We start from the raw sequence: 16,994 nt of genomic DNA, 5'->3' as shown, positions 1-16,994 counted from the left end.
TCCGCCTAAAAACGTCCCGATTGTGGCCAGAATTGGCGCAAAGCCTTACGCGATGCGGCCGTGGCAGTGCTTGAACTTCTCGCCCGAGCCGCAGGGGCAGGCGTCGTTCCGGCCCGGATTGCCCCAGGTCGAGGGATCGGCCTCATCGAAACCGGCCAGGACCGGAGTACGCTCCTGCGCGGGGGCCTCGATCTTCGGCGCGGCGGCGGCGGGCTGCTGGGCGGCCAACATCTGCTGCAGCATCGCCTCCTGCTCCTCGCGCGTCACGGGACGGACGCGGGAGAGCTGCTGCGTCACCGCCTCGCGCAGCGATTCCAGCAGGCCCTCGAACAGCTGGAACGCCTCGGTCTTGTATTCGTTCAGCGGGTCGCGCTGGGCATAGCCGCGGAAGTTCACCACCGAGCGCAGGTGGTCCAGCCGTTGCAGATGCTCGCGCCACTTGCTGTCGATCGCCTGCAGGAGGACCTGCTTCTCGATGTTGTCCATGGTGGCCTTGCCGAAGGCCTCGGTCTTTTCGGCCATCATCTTGTCGGAAGCCTCGATCACCCGCTCGCGGATGACCTGCTGGTCCACGCCTTCCTCGGCGGCCCAGGCGGCGATGGGCAGGTCGATGTTCAGCATCTCGCGGCAGGCATCGGCGAGGCCCTGGGTATCCCACTGGTCGGGATAGGCCTTCGGCGGCAGGTTCAGGTCGACCAGATCCTCGATCACCTGATGGCGCATGTCGGCGGCGACGTCGGCGACATGATCGGCCTCGAGGATCTCCATGCGCTGGCCGAAGATCGCCTTGCGCTGGTCGTTCATCACGTCGTCGTATTTCAAAAGCTGCTTGCGGATGTCGAAGTTGCGGCCCTCGACCTTTGCCTGGGCCTTTTCAAGGCTCTTGTTGACCCAGGGATGGACGATGGATTCGCCTTCCTTCATCCCCAGCTTCGACAGGATGCCGTCCAGACGCTCGGACCCGAAGATCCGCATCAGGTCGTCTTCCAGCGAGAGGAAGAAGGCCGAGCGGCCGGGGTCGCCCTGACGGCCCGAGCGGCCGCGGAGCTGGTTGTCGATGCGGCGGCTTTCGTGGCGTTCGGTGCCAAGGACGAACAGACCCCCGGCAGCCTTGACCGCCTCTTCCTCGTCCTTGTGCTCGGCCTCGATCCGGGCGCGAAGGGCGATGTGGTCGGCCTCGGGATCGGCGGCGATCGCCTCCATGATCTTGAATTCGACGTTGCCGCCCAGCTTGATGTCGGTGCCGCGGCCGGCCATGTTGGTGGCGATGGTCACGGCGCCCAGCTTGCCGGCATCGGCGACGATCTTGGCCTCCTGCTCGTGCTGGCGGGCGTTCAGCACGTTGTGCGGGATGCCTGCTTTCTTCAGAAGCTCGGACAGCTGTTCGGACTTCTCGATCGAGGTGGTGCCGACCAGGATCGGCTGGCGCTTCTCATGCGCTTCCTTGATCGACTTCAGGATGCCGTCGTATTTCTCGCGCGCGGTGCGGAAGACCTGGTCGTGTTCGTCGATCCGCTGCACCGGGCGGTTGGTCGGGACCTCGACCACGCCAAGCTTGTAGATCTCGGCGAATTCCTCGGCCTCGGTCGCGGCGGTGCCGGTCATGCCGCCGAGTTTTTCGTAGAGGCGGAAGTAGTTCTGGAAGGTCACGCTGGCGTAGGTGACGTTCTCGGGCTTGATCTGGACGTGTTCCTTGGCCTCGATCGCCTGGTGCAACCCGTCGGAAAGGCGGCGGCCCTTCATCATCCGGCCGGTGAATTCGTCGATCAGCATCACCTCGCCGTCGCGGACGATGTATTGCTGGTCCTTGTGGAACAGCTTGTGCGCTCGAAGCGCCTGGTTGACGTGGTGGATGATGGTGGTGCTTTCGGCGGCATAGAGGCTTTGCCCCTCGGGCAGGATGCCGGCCTTCTGCAGGATGTCCTCGATCGCCTCGTTGCCTTCCTCGGTGAACGTGACGTTGCGGGCCTTTTCGTCGATCTCGTAGTGCTCGGGCTTGACCTGCGGCATCACCGCATCCACCGCCTGATACAGGGTGCCGCGGTCCTGGCTGGGGCCGGAGATGATCAGCGGCGTCCGCGCCTCGTCGATGAGGATGGAATCGACCTCGTCCACGACGGCGTAATAGTGGCCGCGCTGCGCCATGTCCTCGAGCGAGGATTTCATGTTGTCGCGCAGGTAGTCGAAGCCCAACTCGTTGTTGGTCGCATAGGTGATGTCGGCACGGTATGCGGCGCGCTTCTCGTCCTCGGGCTGGTGCGAGTAGACGACGCCGGTGGTCAGGCCGAGCTGGTGGTAGATCTTGCCCATCCAGTCCGAGTCGCGCTTGGCGAGATAGTCGTTCACGGTGACGACATGCACGCCGCGCCCGGCAAGCGCGTTAAGATAGGCGGCGAAGCTGGCGACGAGGGTCTTCCCCTCGCCCGTGCGCATTTCGGAGATGTTGCCCTGGTGCAGGAAGATCGCACCTTTGAGCTGCACGTCGAAGGCGCGCAGGCCGAGGGCGCGCCTGGCGGCCTCGCGGCAGTTGGCGAAGGCTTCGGGCAGCACGTCGTCCAGGCTTTCGCCGCCTTCCTGCACGCGCTTCTGCAGCTCGCGCGTCCTGGCGATGATCTGTTCGTCGGTGAAGGCCTGATACTCGGGCTCGAGCGCGTTGATCTGCGCCACCAGCGGGCGGACCGATTTCACCTTGCGGTCGTTCGGGGTGCCGAACACCTTCCGCGCGAGCGTTCCGAAACCCAGCATGTTTTCTCCGTGGGGCGACAATCTGACGGCATCGTGTGGGCGCAGAGACTTGCCCGACCACTCTCCCTTCCATAGAAGGGCCAGGGAAGAGAGCCGTGCCCCCGTTCCACGCGACTGTCGCGATGTAAGGGGAAGGCGGCTCATAGTCAACGAGGCAGGGTGGTTCGCCCTGATCATGAGGGTGTGAGCATGCTGAAACCTGCGGGAATTCTGGGTCTGGCGCTGGTACTTGCGGCGCCGGTCTGGGCCGAGGGCGAGACGGCCGGGACGGTGGTGGCGACGGTGAACGGCACCGAGATCACGCTGGGCCATATGGTCGCGTTGCGCGAAAGCCTGCCCGAGCAGTATCAGACGCTGCCGGACGACGTGCTGTTCAAGGGCATCCTGGACCAGTTGATCCAGCAGGAGACGCTGGAGCAGGCCACGACCGACCTGAGCGCCCGCGACGAGATCACGCTGGAGAACGAGCGTCGCGGCTATGTCTCGGGCGTGGCGATCCAGCGGATCGCGGCCGAGGCGGTGACGGAGGAGGCGCTGCAGGCGGCCTATGACGCGCGCTTCAAGGATGCGGCACCGCAGACGGAATATCACGCGGCGCATATCCTGGTCGCGACGGCCGAGGAGGCCGAGAAGCTGAAGGCCGATCTGGCCGGCGGCGCGGATTTCGCCGAACTCGCCAAGGCGCATTCGACCGACACCGGCTCGGGCGCGGCGGGGGGCGATCTGGGCTGGTTCGGCCTGGGCCAGATGGTCAAGCCCTTCGAGGAGGCCGTGGTTGCCGCCAAGATCGGCGAGGTGACCGGGCCGGTTCAGTCGGACTTCGGTTATCACCTGATCCTGGTGCAGGAGACCCGCGTCGCCGAGAAGCCCACGCTGGAGATGATGCGCGACGAACTGGCAGCGGAGATCGAGAATGCCGCGATCAAGGCGAAGCTTGACGAACTCACCAAATCCGCCACGATCACCCGCGAAGGCGAGGGACTTGATCCGGCGCTGCTGAAGAACTCGGCGCTGATCGACTGATCTCGCGCGGATCTGGGGGCCAAGATGGCAAAGACCGACTGGAAGGCCGAAGCGAAGGCCCTGAAGAAGAAGGTGCGCAAGCTGAAGGACAGCCTGAGCGCAGCGGCCGGTCCGGTTGCGGAAGCCCTGGGCGAGGCGGTGGGCGATGTGGTCCAGGCGGCGAAGAAGGCGATGAAGCCGGTCTCGCCGCTGGCCCCGGCGGCCTTCCCGGTGCTGCCGCCGATCAAGGGCGCGGAATTCGCCGCCGTCGAGGCGGGGGTGCGCTATCAGAACCGCAAGGACGTGATGCTGGTCCGCCTGGCGCCGGGGACGGCGATGGCGGGGGTGTTCACCCGCTCCTCCACCCGGTCGGGCTGCGTGCGGGATTGCCAGGCGAAACTGGCGCTGAAACCGGCGGCCGATGCCGGGGCGGCGATCATCGTGAACTCGGGCAATTCCAACGCCTTCACCGGCAAGGTCGGGGATGCAGCCGTCGCCGCCGTCACCGGCGCGGTGGCCGAGGCGCTCGGGGTTCCGGCAAGCCGGGTGTTCTCCTCCTCGACCGGCGTCATCGGCGAGCCGCTGCCGCATGAGCGGATCACGGCGAAGGTGCCCGACCTTGTCGCGGCGCTGACCGAGGATGCGGTCGAGATGGCGGCCCAGGCGATCATGACCACCGACACCTTCCCCAAGGGGGCGGCCGCGACGGTCCAGGGCGAAGGCGGGACGATCCATATCGCGGGGATCGCCAAGGGCTCTGGCATGATCGCGCCGGACATGGCGACGATGCTGGTCTACATCTTCACCGACGCGAAGATCAGCCAGGCGAACCTGCAGAAGATACTGTCGCGCAATGTCGATGCGACCTTCAACTCGATCACCGTGGACAGCGACACCTCGACCTCGGACACGCTGCTGGTCGCGGCGACCGGGCAGTCGGAGGCGGCCGAGGTGAAGGGCACGGTCGCCAAGGCCTTCGAGACGGCGCTTGCGGGCGTGATGCGCGACCTTGCGCTGCAAGTGGTGCGGGATGGCGAGGGCGCGACCAAGCTGGTCGAGGTGCGGGTCACCGGCGCGGCCAGCGACGAGGATGCGGCGAAGGTTGCCTTCAGCATCGCCAATTCGCCGCTGGTCAAGACGGCGGTGGCAGGGCAGGACCCGAACTGGGGCCGGATCGTCGCGGCGGTCGGCAAGTCGGGCGCGCAGGCGGATCGCGACCTGCTAACGATCCGTTTCGGCGACATCCTGGTGGCCGAGAAGGGCTGGCGGAATCCCGATTACCAGGAAGAGCAGGGCGCGAACTACATGCTGGGGCAGGAATTGCTGTTCCATGTCGACCTTGGCCTGGGCAAGTCGAAGCGCAGCGTCTGGACCTGTGACCTGACCTCGCGCTACATCGAGATCAACGCCGATTACCGATCGTGAGGACGCTTCTCGTCTCGGCCGTGGCGCTGGTCGATGCGGACGGGCGCGTGCTTCTGGCGCAGCGGCCCGAGGGCAAGTCCTTGGCAGGCCTGTGGGAATTTCCCGGCGGCAAGGTGGAGCCGGGCGAGACGCCCGAGGCGGCACTGATCCGCGAATTGAAGGAGGAGCTGGACATCGACACTTGGTCCAGCTGCCTGGCGCCGCTGACCTTTGCCAGCCACAGCTATGACGACTTCCACCTTTTGATGCCGCTGTTCATCTGCCGGCGCTGGCAGGGCACCGTCCGCCCGACCGAGGGGCAGACCCTGGCCTGGGTGCGGCCAAACGCATTGCGGGACTATCCGATGCCGCCCGCCGACATACCTTTGCTACCCATTCTGCGCGATTGGCTGTAACGGATTGATTTTTGTCATATGGCGCAACCGGAGGATCTGCGATCAGGTGCACTTGAGATGACTCAGACAGCCGAGTGCGGTGCCATGGTGAGAACGATCGGAATCGGAAGCAATCTGCAGGTGCAGGGGGATCAGGTCGGCGCGCTGCCGGATGGGCGCATCGTCATCCGCGTCGGCAGCCGTGAGTTCACCGGCTTTCCGATCCCGGTCGTCCGGGCTGCCTGAACGCCCATACATTCGGCCTGCATGAAAAAGCCGGGCGCTTGGCCCGGCTTTCGTGTTTCTGGGGCACGGATCAGTCCAGCGTGCGCTGGACTTCCTCGCGTTCGAAGATCTCGATCACGTCGCCCTGACGCACGTCCTCGTAGTTCTCGAAGGCCATGCCGCATTCCTGGCCCGAGATGACTTCCTTCACCTCGTCCTTGAACCGCTTCAGCGTCTTCAGCGTGCCCTCGTGGATCACCACGTTGTCGCGCAGGAGGCGAACCCCGGCAGAACGACGCGCCACGCCTTCGGTGACAAGGCAGCCGGCAACCTTGCCGACGCCAGAGACCTTGAAAACCTCGAGGATCTTGGCATAGCCGATGAAATGCTCGCGCACCTCGGCCTTGAGGAGGCCGGAGGCGGCCGCCTTGATGTCGTCCACCAGGTCGTAGATGATCGAGTAGTAGCGGATCTCGACGCCCTTCTGGTTCGCCGACTGGCGGGCGCTGGCATTGGCGCGGACGTTGAAGCCGATGATCGGGGCCTTGGAGGCCTCGGCCAGGCCGACGTCGGTATCGGTGATCGCGCCGACGCCCGAGTGCAGCACGCGGACGCGCACTTCCTCGTTGCCGATCTTCTCCATCGCCTGGACGATGGCCTCGGCCGAGCCCTGGACGTCGGCCTTGATCAGGATCGGCAGCTCGGCGACCGACTGGTCGGCCTTGGCCTTGGCCATCAGCTGTTCCAGCGTGGTCGCGGCCCCGGCAGCGGCGCGTTTGTCCTTGGCGGTCTTGATCCGGTAATCCGCGATCTCGCGCGCCTGGGCTTCGGTTTCCACCACGTTCAGCGTGTCGCCGGCAGAAGGCGTGCCGGACAGGCCCAGCACCTCGACCGGAACCGACGGGCCGGCCTCGGTGATCGTCTCGCCCTTGTCGTTGATCAGCGCGCGGACCTTGCCCCACTGTTCGCCGACGACGAAGATGTCGCCCTTGCGCAGGGTGCCGTTCTGCACCAGCACGGTCGCGACCGGACCCCGGCCCACGTCGAGCTTGGCTTCGATCACCGCGCCGGAGGCCGCCCGGTTCGGGTTGGCCTGCAGTTCCAGAACCTCGGCCTGCAGCGCGATGGCTTCCAGAAGGTCGTCCAGGCCCAGGCCGGTCTTGGCCGAGACCTCGACGTCCTGCACGTCGCCGGACATCGCCTCGACCACCACCTCGTGCTGGAGGAGGTCGGTGCGGACCTTGGTCGGGTTCGCCTCGTGCTTGTCGATCTTGTTGATCGCCACGATCATCGGCACCTTGGCGGCCTTGGCGTGGTTGATCGCCTCGACCGTCTGCGGCATCACGGCGTCATCGGCCGCGACCACCAGGATCACGATGTCCGTCACCTGCGCCCCGCGCGAGCGCATCGAGGTGAAGGCCGCGTGGCCGGGCGTGTCGAGGAAGGTTACAAGCTGGCCGTTCGGCGTCTTCACCTGGTAGGCGCCGATATGCTGGGTGATCCCGCCGGCTTCGCCGGTGGCCACACTGGTCTTGCGCAGCGCGTCCAGAAGCGAGGTCTTGCCGTGGTCGACATGGCCCATGATCGTCACGATCGGCGGGCGCGGCTGCAGGTCCTCGGACTTGTCCTCGACGGTGTCGATGACCTGTTCCACGTCGGCGTCCGACACGCGGACGGCCTTGTGACCGAATTCCTCGATCACCAGCTCGGCGGTGTCGGCGTCGATAGCCTGGTTCATCGTGACCATCATGCCCATCTTCATGAGCGCCTTGACCACGTCGGCGGCACGTTCGGCCATCCGGTTCGCCAGCTCCGAGACCACGATGGTCTCCGGCAGCTGGACGTCGCGGCTCTGCTTCTCGGCCTTGTGGCCCAGGCCCAGGGCCTTGGCCCGCGCCTTTTCCTGCTTGCGCTTCATCGCGGCCAGGCTGCGCTGGCGGCCGCTCTCGCCCGAGAGCGCGTCGCTGAGCGTCAGCTTGCCGGAACGGCGGCCATCATCCGCGCCGCGCTTGGCGCTGCGGTCGGAACGGTCGTCCTTCTCGCGGTCGGTCTTGCGCGGGCTGAGGCCCGGCTTGGCGCCGGCGGGACCGCGCGCCTCCTCGGTCGCGGCGGGCGCGGCCGGGGCGGCGGCGTCGGCCTTGGCCGGACGCTCGGCGGGTTTCGGCGCGGGCATGGTCGAGCGCGAGCGGGTGCCCAGCACTTCGGCCCGGCGGGCCTCGGCGGCCGCGATCTTGGCGGCGGCCTCGGCCTTGGCGGCGCGTTCCTCTTCCTCGGCCTTCAGGCGCAGGGCCTCGGCGCGTTCGCGATCCTCGCGCTCCTTCGCCTCGATCTCCTCGCGGCGGCGGGCACGATCTTCCTCGCGCTGGCGCTCTTCCTCGGCGCGGCGGGCGGCATCCTCGGCCTCACGCGCCTTGGCGGCGCGCAGGGCGGCGAGACGACGCTCCATCTCGGCGTCGGTGATGCCGGCGGGCCGCTTCGACGGATCGCCAAACCCCGAGCCAGACGACGCAGCGCCCGCGCCCGGCGCCCCCGGCTTGGCCGGAGTGGGCACCACGACGCGCTTGCGTTTGGTTTCGACCACGACGCTCTTGGTCCGGCCGTGGCTGAAGCTTTGCTTCACCTGTCCGGAACGGGGGGCGCCCCCGAGGCCAAGAGGTTTCTTGCCGTCTGTATCGCTCATGCGTTCTACGTATCCTTCATGGCGGGAGTACCGCCCGATTGCCCATCAGTCTGCTGACGCAGCCCGGCAAGCCTTGCCGCTTCCTCTACAACACGGGTTCTGAGTCCACCAGCGGCAAGCGCGGCGTGTATGGCACGTTCACGCCCGAAAGCCAAACCGATTTCCCCAGCCGAAAGGCAGCCGATGAAGCCGTTTCCGCCATCCGGCGCATGAAGCTTCGTCTTGCCGCGTTCCGACCCGTCGCTTGCCTGGATCAGCGTTGCCGCCGTGCCCTTGGCAAGCCAGTCCTTCACCTTCTCGTAGCCCATCACCGCATCGCCCGCCTTGCGCGCCATGCTGAGCAATTCGACCACCCGCGCCGCCTGCAACCGCTCGACCAGATCGGCCAACCCCTCGGGCAGCTTCACCGGCTGGCGCAGCGCGCGGGAGAACAGGTTCTTCTTCGCCGCCTTCTCCAGCGCGTCGCGGTCGGCCGAGACATAGACCCCCCGGCCCGGCAGGCGGCCCAGGATGTCCGGGACCAGCTGGCCGTCAGGGCCCAGGCAAAAGCGGATCAGCCCCGCCTTCGGCTGGCTTTCCCCGGTCGCAATGCACTTGCGTTCCGGATCGATCCTGTCCTTTTCCCGGCCGCCGCGCGTCATGGCGCGAAACCCCGAGGCCTGAGATCAGGCCTCGGCCTCCTCGTCGTCGTCGGCGGGCTCTTCCTCGGGCTCCTCAAGCTCGGTCGGGTCGACCCAGCCCAGCATGACGCGGGCGGTCATGATCAGGGTCTGCGCCTCGTCCAGCGACATGTCGAACTTCTCGAGCACGCCCTCGTCCTTCTTGCGCTGGCCGTTCTCGGTCGTCCAGCCGCCCGCCAGTTCCCAATCGGCGCAGGTGGCGAAGTCTTCCAGGGTCTTGATGCCGTCCTTGGCCAGGGCTTCCAGCATCTGCGGCGTCAGGCCGTCGAAGTTGATCAGGCTGTCCTCGACCCCCATGGCACGGGCGTTTTCCATCGCCTTGGCGTTGGCCGCTTCCAGATAGTCGCGGGCGCGGGCCTGAAGCTCGGCCGCGGTGCCTTCGTCGAAGCCGTCGATGGACAGAAGTTCGTCCTCCTCGACATAGGCGACTTCTTCCAGATTGGTGAAGCCTTCGGCGACCAGCAGCTGCGCCATCATCTCGTCCACGTCGAGCGTGTCCATGAAGAGCTTGGTGCGCTCGGCGAACTCGGCCTGGCGGCGGGCCGATTCCTCGGCCTCGGTCATGATGTCGATATCAAGGCCAGTCAGCTGGCTGGCCAGGCGCACGTTCTGGCCACGACGGCCGATGGCGAGCGAGAGCTGCTCGTCCGGGACCACGACTTCGATCTTCCCGGCTTCCTCGTCGAACACGACCTTAGAGACCTCGGCCGGTTGCAGCGCGTTCACCAGGAAGGTGGCGGTGTCCTGGTTCCACGGGATGATGTCGATCTTCTCGCCCTGCAGCTCGTTCACCACGGCCTGCACCCGGCTGCCGCGCATCCCGACGCAGGCGCCGACCGGGTCGATGGAGTTGTCGTAGCTGATCACCGCGATCTTGGCGCGCGAGCCGGGGTCGCGGGCGACGGCCTTGATCTCGATGATGCCGTCATAGATTTCCGGCACTTCCATCTTGAACAGTTCCGCCATGAACTGCGGGTCGGTGCGCGAGAGGAACACTTGCGGCCCGCGCGGCTCGCGGCGGACGTCCTTGATGTAGCAGCGGATGCGGTCGCCGATGCGGTAGGCTTCGCGGCCGATCTTCTCGTTCCGGCGCAGGATGCCCTCACCCCGGCCGATGTCGACGATGACGTTGCCGTATTCCTCGCGCTTGACGGCGCCGTTGATGATGGTGCCCTTGCGGTCCTTGAATTCCTCGAACTGGCGGTCGCGCTCGGCCTCGCGGACCTTCTGCAGGATCACCTGCTTGGCCGATTGCGCGGCGATGCGGCCGAGATCCACCGGGGGAACCTCGTCCACGATCTCGTCGCCGATCTGCGGGTCGGCGAGGTAGGACTTGGCCTGTTTCACCGTCAGCTGGGCGTGGTGGTTCTCCACCGCCTCGTCCTCGACCACGGTGCGCACGCGGGAGAAGGTCGCCCGGCCGGTCTTGCGGTCGATCTTCACCCGGATGTCCATCTCGGCCCCGTAGCGCGACTTGGCGGCGCGGGCGAGGCTGTCCTCCATCGCCTGGATCACCAGATCCGGGTCGATCATCTTCTCGCGCGCCACGGCTTCGGCGGTCTGCAGAAGCTCCAGCTGGTTGGCCGAGGTGATTGCCATGGGTGTTTACTCCCTAGTGTTTCGTCTCGGGGGCGGGCTCGTCATCCTCATCCCCGTCACTCTCTTCGATCTCGTCGAACTGGCCTTCGGTGGGCTCGGCCACCTTCTTCTGGCGCAGCATCTCGGTGATCAGCTCATCGGTCAGGATCAGCTTGGCGTCGGACAGCCAGTCGAACTGCAGCCCGATGGTGACCTCCTCGCCGCCTTCCTCGATGGTGATCAGCACCTCGTCGCCCTCGACCCCCGCCAGATCGCCCTTGAAGCGGCGGCGGCCGTCGATCAGCTCGGTCGTCTCGATCCGGGCCTCCCAGCCCTTCCACATCTCGAAATCCTTCAGCCGGGTCAGCGGCCGGTCGATGCCGGGCGAGGAGACCTCAAGGATATAATTATCCTCCAGCGGGTCTTCCACGTCCAGCACGGCGGAAACGGCGGTGGAGATGTCGCCGCATTCGTCGACGCCGATGCCACCCTCGGGGCGGTCCGCCATGATCTGCAGCACGCGCGTCTTGCCGCCCATCAGCCGCAGGCGGATGAGTTCAAACCCCAGCCCCTCGATCACCGGGCCGACGATGTCGGCCAGGCGGCGGTCGATGGCGGTCTTCGCGACGAGATCGGTCATCCGGGTTCCAGAAACAAAAAAGCGGACCAGGCGGCCCGCTGCGTCTTTCGGTAGCTTCGGGTGTGGACCCCGAAACCGCTGTTGAAGGCCATATACGCCCCCGGACCCGAGTCTGCAAGGGCCGATGCAACCGGGCGGCGGATCGGGCGTTACGGTCCAGCCCGTTCACTTGTTCGCCCAGCGCCACGGGGTCCGATTGCCCCGGTCCGGCCAAGCTGCAATAGTCGGGCAAAGGCCGGAGGAGGGACCAGCGCGCATGTCTGCCGGAAGGACGACGCTTTTGCCAGGGGCTCTCGCCGCGCTGGTGGGCCTGTGGCTGGCGATTCCGGCGCTGGCGCTGGACCGGGTGGCCCTGGGCGTGGCGGGCGGAGACGAGGACCTGACCGATGCCGTCCGCACCGCCTCGCATCTGATGGCGCTGACGAAGGATGCCGAGCCGCAGGACGTGCTGGCCGCCGCAAGGGCGGATTACGCCGCGATCCTTTCCGCGCTTTATGCCAAGGGCCATTACTCGGGCGTCATCGCGATCCGCATCGACGGGCGCGAGGCGGCGAACATCCCGGCGCTGGAGGTTCCGGCGACGGTCCACCGCGTCGAGATCGCGGTCGATCCCGGCCCGCCCTTCCGCTTTGGCCGGGTGGCGCTGGGGCCGCGCGCGCCGCGGACTGAACTGCCGGAGGGTTTCCGTCCCGGTGCCGCGGCCGAAAGCGGCGTAGTGACCGAGGCGGTTGAAGTGGCGATCCGCGCCTGGCGCGAGGTGGGCCATGCCAAGGCCCGCCTGGCATCCGAGGATGTGGTGGCCGACCATGCCGCCGACCGGCTGGACGTGGCGCTGGGGCTGGAGCCGGGGCCGCGCCTGCGCTTCGGCCCGCTGAGGATCGAGGGCGAGCAGCGGATGCGCGAGGCGCGGATCCGCAAGATCACCGGGCTGCCGGAAGGCGAGACCTTCAGCGAAACCGAGCTGCGCCGGGCCGAGACGCGGCTGCGGCGGACGGGCATCTTCGCCTCGGCCAACCTGGTCGAGGACGAGGCGATCACCGCGCCGGACCTTCTGGGCATCACGGCGCAACTGGTGGAACAGAAACCCCGCCGCTACTCGCTGGGGGCCGAGGTCGCGAGCCTGGACGGCGTCTCGCTGACCGGCTCCTGGCTGCACCGCAACCTCATGGGCGGCGGCGAGAGGCTGCTGGTCGAGGGCGAGGTCACCAACATCGGCTCGGGCGAGAGCGGGGTGGACTATGCGCTTGGGGTCTCGCTGGACCGGCCGGCGACGCTGACGCCGGACACGACGGCGGGGCTTTTGCTGAACTACAGCCACCTGGACGAGGTGGACTATTACGCCGACACGGTAGAGTTCGGCCTGAACTTCTCGCATATCTTCTCGGACACGCTGACCGGCAAGGCGGGGCTGACCTATTCGTATCAGGACGGCCACGATCCGGGGGGCGACTTCACCTTCCGCAACCTCTCGCTGCCCCTGGGCCTGATCTGGGACCGGCGCGACGACAAGACGGATGCGACGCGCGGCTTCTACATCGACGCGACGCTGAAACCCTTCCTCGGCTTCGGCACCACCGGCTCGGGCGTCCGCGCCACGATGGACGCGCGCGGCTATCGCAGCCTTGGCGAGGCAGGGCGCTTCGTCATTGCCGCGCGGGCGCAGGCCGGGGGGATCTGGGGGCCGACGCTGCTGGAGACCCCGCGCGACCAGCTGTTCTTTTCGGGCGGCGGCGGGACGGTGCGGGGGCAGCCCTACCGCTCGCTCGGGATCGCGGTGACGCGGGGTTTCGGACCCGAGTTCCTGATCGGCGGCCAGTTCTTCGCCGCCGGGTCGCTGGAGCTGCGCGCCAAGCTGACCGAAAGGATCGGCCTGGTCGGCTTCGTCGACGCCGGCAGCGTGGGGCTGGACGGGCTGTTCAGCGGCGATGCCGAGTCACATGCGGGCGCGGGGCTGGGCCTGCGCTATGACACCGGAATCGGACCGATCCGGCTGGACGTGGCCGCGCCGATCTCGGGCAATACCGGCGACGGGGTGCAGGTCTATATCGGCCTCGGGCAGGCGTTCTGATGCTGCGCCGCGCCCTGCTGATCGCCTGTCTTGCCACTCCGGCCCTCGCACAGGAGGACGACAGGGGCTACCTGACCGCCTTCCTCGAGGACAACCTGTCCGATGCCGGGCGGCAGGTGACGATCACCGGCTTTGAAGGCGCGCTCTCCTCGCGCGCGACGATCCAGTCGCTGACCATCGCCGACGATGCGGGCGTCTGGCTGACGCTGAACGATGTGGTGCTGGACTGGAGCCGGTCGTCGCTGCTGTCGGGGGCCTTGGTGGTCTCCGAGCTTTCGGCGGGCGAAATCCTGGTGGCGCGGCTTCCCGACACCGGCGAAACCAGCGCCCCGAGCCCCGAGGCGCGCGGCTTCCGCCTGCCGGAGCTGCCGGTCTCGGTCGAGATCGGAAAGATCGCGGCCGAGAGAATCGCATTGGATGAAAGCGTGCTCGGCCAATCGGTCGAGGGCAGCCTTTCGGCTTCTGCCACCTTGGCCGAAGGCAACGGCAAAGCCGGGCTCGTGCTGTTGCGCCAAGGCGGGGGGCCGGAAGGCGAGATCCGGCTGGACGCAAGCTTCACCAATGAAACCGGGCAGTTGACCATCGACCTCGGCGCGCGTGAGGGGCCGGGCGGGCTGGTCGTCTCGGCCCTGAAAATCCCCGAAGCCCCGGCGGCCGAGCTGGAGCTTGTGGGCTCGGGCCCGCTGGAGGATTTCGGCGCGCGGCTGCGGCTGGCCACGGATGGCGAGGAGCGGCTGGCGGGGACGATTACCCTCGCGGCGGCGGATCCAGGGGCCTATCGCCTGCGGGCGGATGTGGCGGGGAACCTCGCCCCGCTGCTGCTGCCGCAATATGTCGATTTCTTCGGCGACCGCGTGGCGCTGGTGCTGGACGCCACCCGCTCGGCTTTCGGCGGGCTGCAAGTCGATGCCTTCGACCTGAAGGCCCGGTCGCTTGCCTTGCAGGGGCAGGCACGGCTCGCCTCGGACGGCCTTGTGGAAATGCTGGACGTGACCGGCACCCTGGCCTCGCCCGAGGGGGGCAAGGTGCTGCTGCCGTTCGGCGCGCTGCCCACCCGGCTGGACCGGGCCAGCTTCCGGCTGGCGGCGGAAAGCCGGGACGGTGCCGGCTGGCGTGGCGCGGTCACGCTGCAGGGGCTGGAGCGGAGCGATCTGCGGCTGGGCGAGGCGCGGCTGGAAGGCTCGGGCCGGATCGGGCGGACCCCGGCGGGCAAGACGGTGGGCGGCACGCTGTCGCTGGCGCTGCGCGATCTTGCGCCCTCGGACCCCGGCCTTGCGGCGGCGCTGGGGCCGGGGCTGACCGGCAGCCTGAAATTCCACGCGCTGCAGGGCGGCGACCTGAACCTGTCGAACCTGACCCTGACGGGTCAGGATTATGAACTGCTGGGCCAGCTGGCCGTCGGCGGGCTGGAGGGCGGGCTGCGGACCGGGGGGCGGATCACGGTCACGGCGCAGGACCTGTCGCGCTTCTCGGCGCTTATGGGCCGCGCGGTGGGCGGCAGCGGGACGATCCGGGCCGAGGGCTTCGTAGGCCTGCTGTCGGGGATGATCGACGGACAGGTCGATGTCGAGGCGCAGGGCCTGAGCCTTGGCATCCCGGCGCTGGACCGGCTTCTGGCGGGACGATCCAGCGCCAGCGCCTCGATCCTGCGGGACGAGACCGGCACCCGGCTGCGCCAAATGGCGCTGACCGCCCGCAGTCTGGTGCTTACCGCCTCGGGCACGGTCGCGACCGCAGGGTCGGACCTGACCGGACGGCTGGACTTTGCCGATCTGGCTGACCTGGGCGGCGGTTTCGGCGGCGGTCTGGGGCTGGAGGTGACGTTCAGGGGCACACCGGAATCGGGGATGCTGACGGCCGAGGGCGAGGGCCGGGGGATCCGGCTGGGCAACCCGGAGGCCGACCGCCTGCTGGCCGGGACCAGCCGCGTTGCGCTGGCGGCGCAGCTGCGGGACGGGCGGCTCTTGATCGACCGGGCCAGCCTGGCGAACCCGCAACTGGAAGTCCTGGCCAGCGCGGAGGGGGACAGCATCCCAAGGCGGCTGAACCTGACCGGACGGCTGGCCAATGTCGGACTGCTGCTGCCGGATTTCCAGGGGCCGGTGACGCTGGACGGCCAGGCAAGCCAGGATGAGACAGGAACCGAGCTGTCCGCCGCACTGCGCGGGCCGGGCGGCATCGACGCGCGGATTTCGGGGCGGGTCGCGGCGGGATTCGCCTCGGGCGACCTGAGCATCACCGGCACCGGGCGGGCGGGGTTGGCGAACGTATTCCTCTCGCCCCGGGCGGTGGATGGGGCCTTGTCCTATGATCTGCGGCTGAACGGGCCGTTCCGGCTGGCCTCGGTTTCGGGAAGCGTGACGCTTGCGGACGGGCGGGCCACCGATCCGGGTCTTGGCCTCGCGCTGGAGAATGTGCAGGCCATGGCGCGGCTGGAGGGGGGGCAGGCGCAGGTCTCGCTGACCGGGCGGCCCTCGACCGGGGGGCAGCTGCGGCTGGACGGGCCGGTGGGGCTGACGGCTCCGTTCCCGGCGAACCTGTCGGTGGCGCTGGCGGGGGTGCGGCTCTACGACCCCGAGCTTTACGATGCGGTGCTGGACGGTGCGGTGACGATCGACGGCCCGCTGGCCGGGGGCGCGCTGATCGCCGGGCGGCTGGACCTGCGCGAGGCCGAGCTTCGGGTGCCGTCGAGCGGCTTCTCCTCGGCTGCGGCGCTGATGGCGCTGCGGCACCGCAACGAACCCGCCGCCGTGCGCGACACAAGGCGCAAGGCCGGGCTTCTGGACGAGAGCCGCGCGGGGCGGGGCGGCAGTGCGGAGCGGGCGTTCGGGCTGGACCTGCTGATCGCGGCACCGAACCAGATCTTTCTGCGCGGCCGGGGGATCGACGCCGAACTGGGAGGCGAGATCCGGCTGGGCGGCACCACGGCGGCGGTCATCCCCTCGGGCGCGTTCGAACTGGTGCGGGGCCGGATCGACATCCTGGGCAAGCGCCTAGTCCTGTCGCGTGCGGATCTGGAGCTGGAGGGCAGTTTCATCCCGCTGATCCGCATTTCCGCCAGCAGCGAGAACGACGGGATCATCAGCTATGTGAACGTGGACGGCCCGGCGGATGATCCGGTGGTCAGCTTCACCTCGACCCCCGACCTGCCGCAGGAGGAGGTGCTGTCGCAGCTTCTGTTCGGGCACGGGTTGCAGCACCTGTCACCCTTGCAGGCGCTGCAACTGGCGAACGCCGTGGCGACCCTGGCCGGGCGCGGGGGCGAGGGGCTGGTGAACAGGCTGCGGCAGGGGTTCGGGCTGGACGACCTGGACATCACGACCTCGGACGATGGCTCGGCGGCGCTGCGGGCGGGGAAATACCTGTCCGAGAACGTCTATACCGAGGTGGAGGTCGGGCAGGGCGGCACCAGCCGGATCAACCTGAACCTCGACCTGCGCGAGGGCGTGACGCTGAAGGCCCGCGTCGGGGCCGATGGCGAGACCGGCGTCGGCATCTTCCTGGAGCGCGACTACTGAAACGAAAACAGCCCGCCGGTGCGGCGGGCTGTTCCTTCGAGGTGATCTAGAGGCGATGG

General features: G+C 68.0%; 11 protein-coding genes. 6 read left to right on the top strand and 5 right to left on the bottom strand.

Annotated elements, in window-relative coordinates:
• Positions 1-45: 45 nt before the first annotated feature.
• Positions 46-2,745, bottom strand: a complete 2,700-nt coding sequence (gene secA, locus I7S92_RS10185; protein WP_197643587.1) for a preprotein translocase subunit SecA — start codon at positions 2,743-2,745, stop codon at positions 46-48.
• Between the two features lie 189 nt (positions 2,746-2,934).
• On the opposite strand from secA, the gene I7S92_RS10180 reads away from it, so the two are divergent.
• From I7S92_RS10180 to I7S92_RS10165, 4 genes are all read left to right on the top strand, one after another.
• The gene (locus I7S92_RS10180; protein WP_197643585.1) at positions 2,935-3,768 is read left to right on the top strand and encodes a peptidylprolyl isomerase; all 834 of its coding nucleotides are present in this window, start codon (positions 2,935-2,937) and stop codon (positions 3,766-3,768) included.
• Between the two features lie 171 nt (positions 3,769-3,939).
• Positions 3,940-5,172, top strand: coding sequence for a bifunctional glutamate N-acetyltransferase/amino-acid acetyltransferase ArgJ (gene argJ / locus I7S92_RS10175; RefSeq protein ID WP_386003995.1), 1,233 nt, complete (start codon positions 3,940-3,942; stop codon positions 5,170-5,172).
• Positions 5,169-5,567, top strand: coding sequence for a (deoxy)nucleoside triphosphate pyrophosphohydrolase (locus I7S92_RS10170; protein WP_197643581.1), 399 nt, complete (start codon positions 5,169-5,171; stop codon positions 5,565-5,567). Before argJ ends, I7S92_RS10170 begins: the two co-directional genes overlap by 4 nt.
• Before the next feature lie 87 nt (positions 5,568-5,654).
• Entirely contained in the window at positions 5,655-5,792 is a 138-nt protein-coding gene (locus I7S92_RS10165; protein ID WP_197643691.1) for a hypothetical protein, read from the top strand.
• A gap of 70 nt (positions 5,793-5,862) precedes the next feature.
• Here the strand turns inward: I7S92_RS10165 and infB are convergent, their stop codons facing one another.
• Genes infB through rimP form a run of 4 tightly spaced genes read right to left on the bottom strand, consistent with a single transcriptional unit; the run spans position 5,863 to position 11,349 of the window.
• On the bottom strand, positions 5,863-8,451 hold the full coding sequence (infB, locus tag I7S92_RS10160) for a translation initiation factor IF-2 (protein ID WP_197643579.1): 2,589 nt from the start codon (positions 8,449-8,451) through the stop codon (positions 5,863-5,865).
• A gap of 5 nt (positions 8,452-8,456) precedes the next feature.
• Positions 8,457-9,092, bottom strand: a complete 636-nt coding sequence (locus I7S92_RS10155) for an RNA-binding protein (protein WP_197643577.1) — start codon at positions 9,090-9,092, stop codon at positions 8,457-8,459.
• 24 nt (positions 9,093-9,116) lie between these two features.
• On the bottom strand, positions 9,117-10,730 hold the full coding sequence (gene nusA, locus I7S92_RS10150; protein ID WP_197643575.1) for a transcription termination factor NusA: 1,614 nt from the start codon (positions 10,728-10,730) through the stop codon (positions 9,117-9,119).
• 13 nt (positions 10,731-10,743) lie between these two features.
• Complete coding sequence (gene rimP, locus I7S92_RS10145) at positions 10,744-11,349, bottom strand: ribosome maturation factor RimP (RefSeq protein ID WP_197643573.1); 606 nt, start codon at positions 11,347-11,349, stop codon at positions 10,744-10,746.
• Between the two features lie 256 nt (positions 11,350-11,605).
• On the opposite strand from rimP, the gene I7S92_RS10140 reads away from it, so the two are divergent.
• Both I7S92_RS10140 and I7S92_RS10135 read left to right on the top strand, forming a co-directional pair.
• Positions 11,606-13,417, top strand: a complete 1,812-nt coding sequence (locus I7S92_RS10140; protein WP_197643571.1) for an autotransporter assembly complex protein TamA — start codon at positions 11,606-11,608, stop codon at positions 13,415-13,417.
• Positions 13,417-16,935 (top strand): translocation/assembly module TamB domain-containing protein, encoded by a 3,519-nt coding sequence (locus I7S92_RS10135; protein WP_197643569.1) that lies wholly within the window; start codon positions 13,417-13,419, stop codon positions 16,933-16,935. Before I7S92_RS10140 ends, I7S92_RS10135 begins: the two co-directional genes overlap by 1 nt.
• The last annotated feature ends 59 nt before the right edge of the window (positions 16,936-16,994 follow it).

The sequence above is a fragment of the Tabrizicola soli genome, assembly GCF_015999335.1.
Classification (GTDB): Bacteria; Pseudomonadota; Alphaproteobacteria; order Rhodobacterales; family Rhodobacteraceae; genus Tabrizicola; species Tabrizicola soli.
The sequence above is the reverse complement of the archived record's forward strand: the minus strand, read 5'-3'. Positions and strand labels throughout refer to the sequence as shown.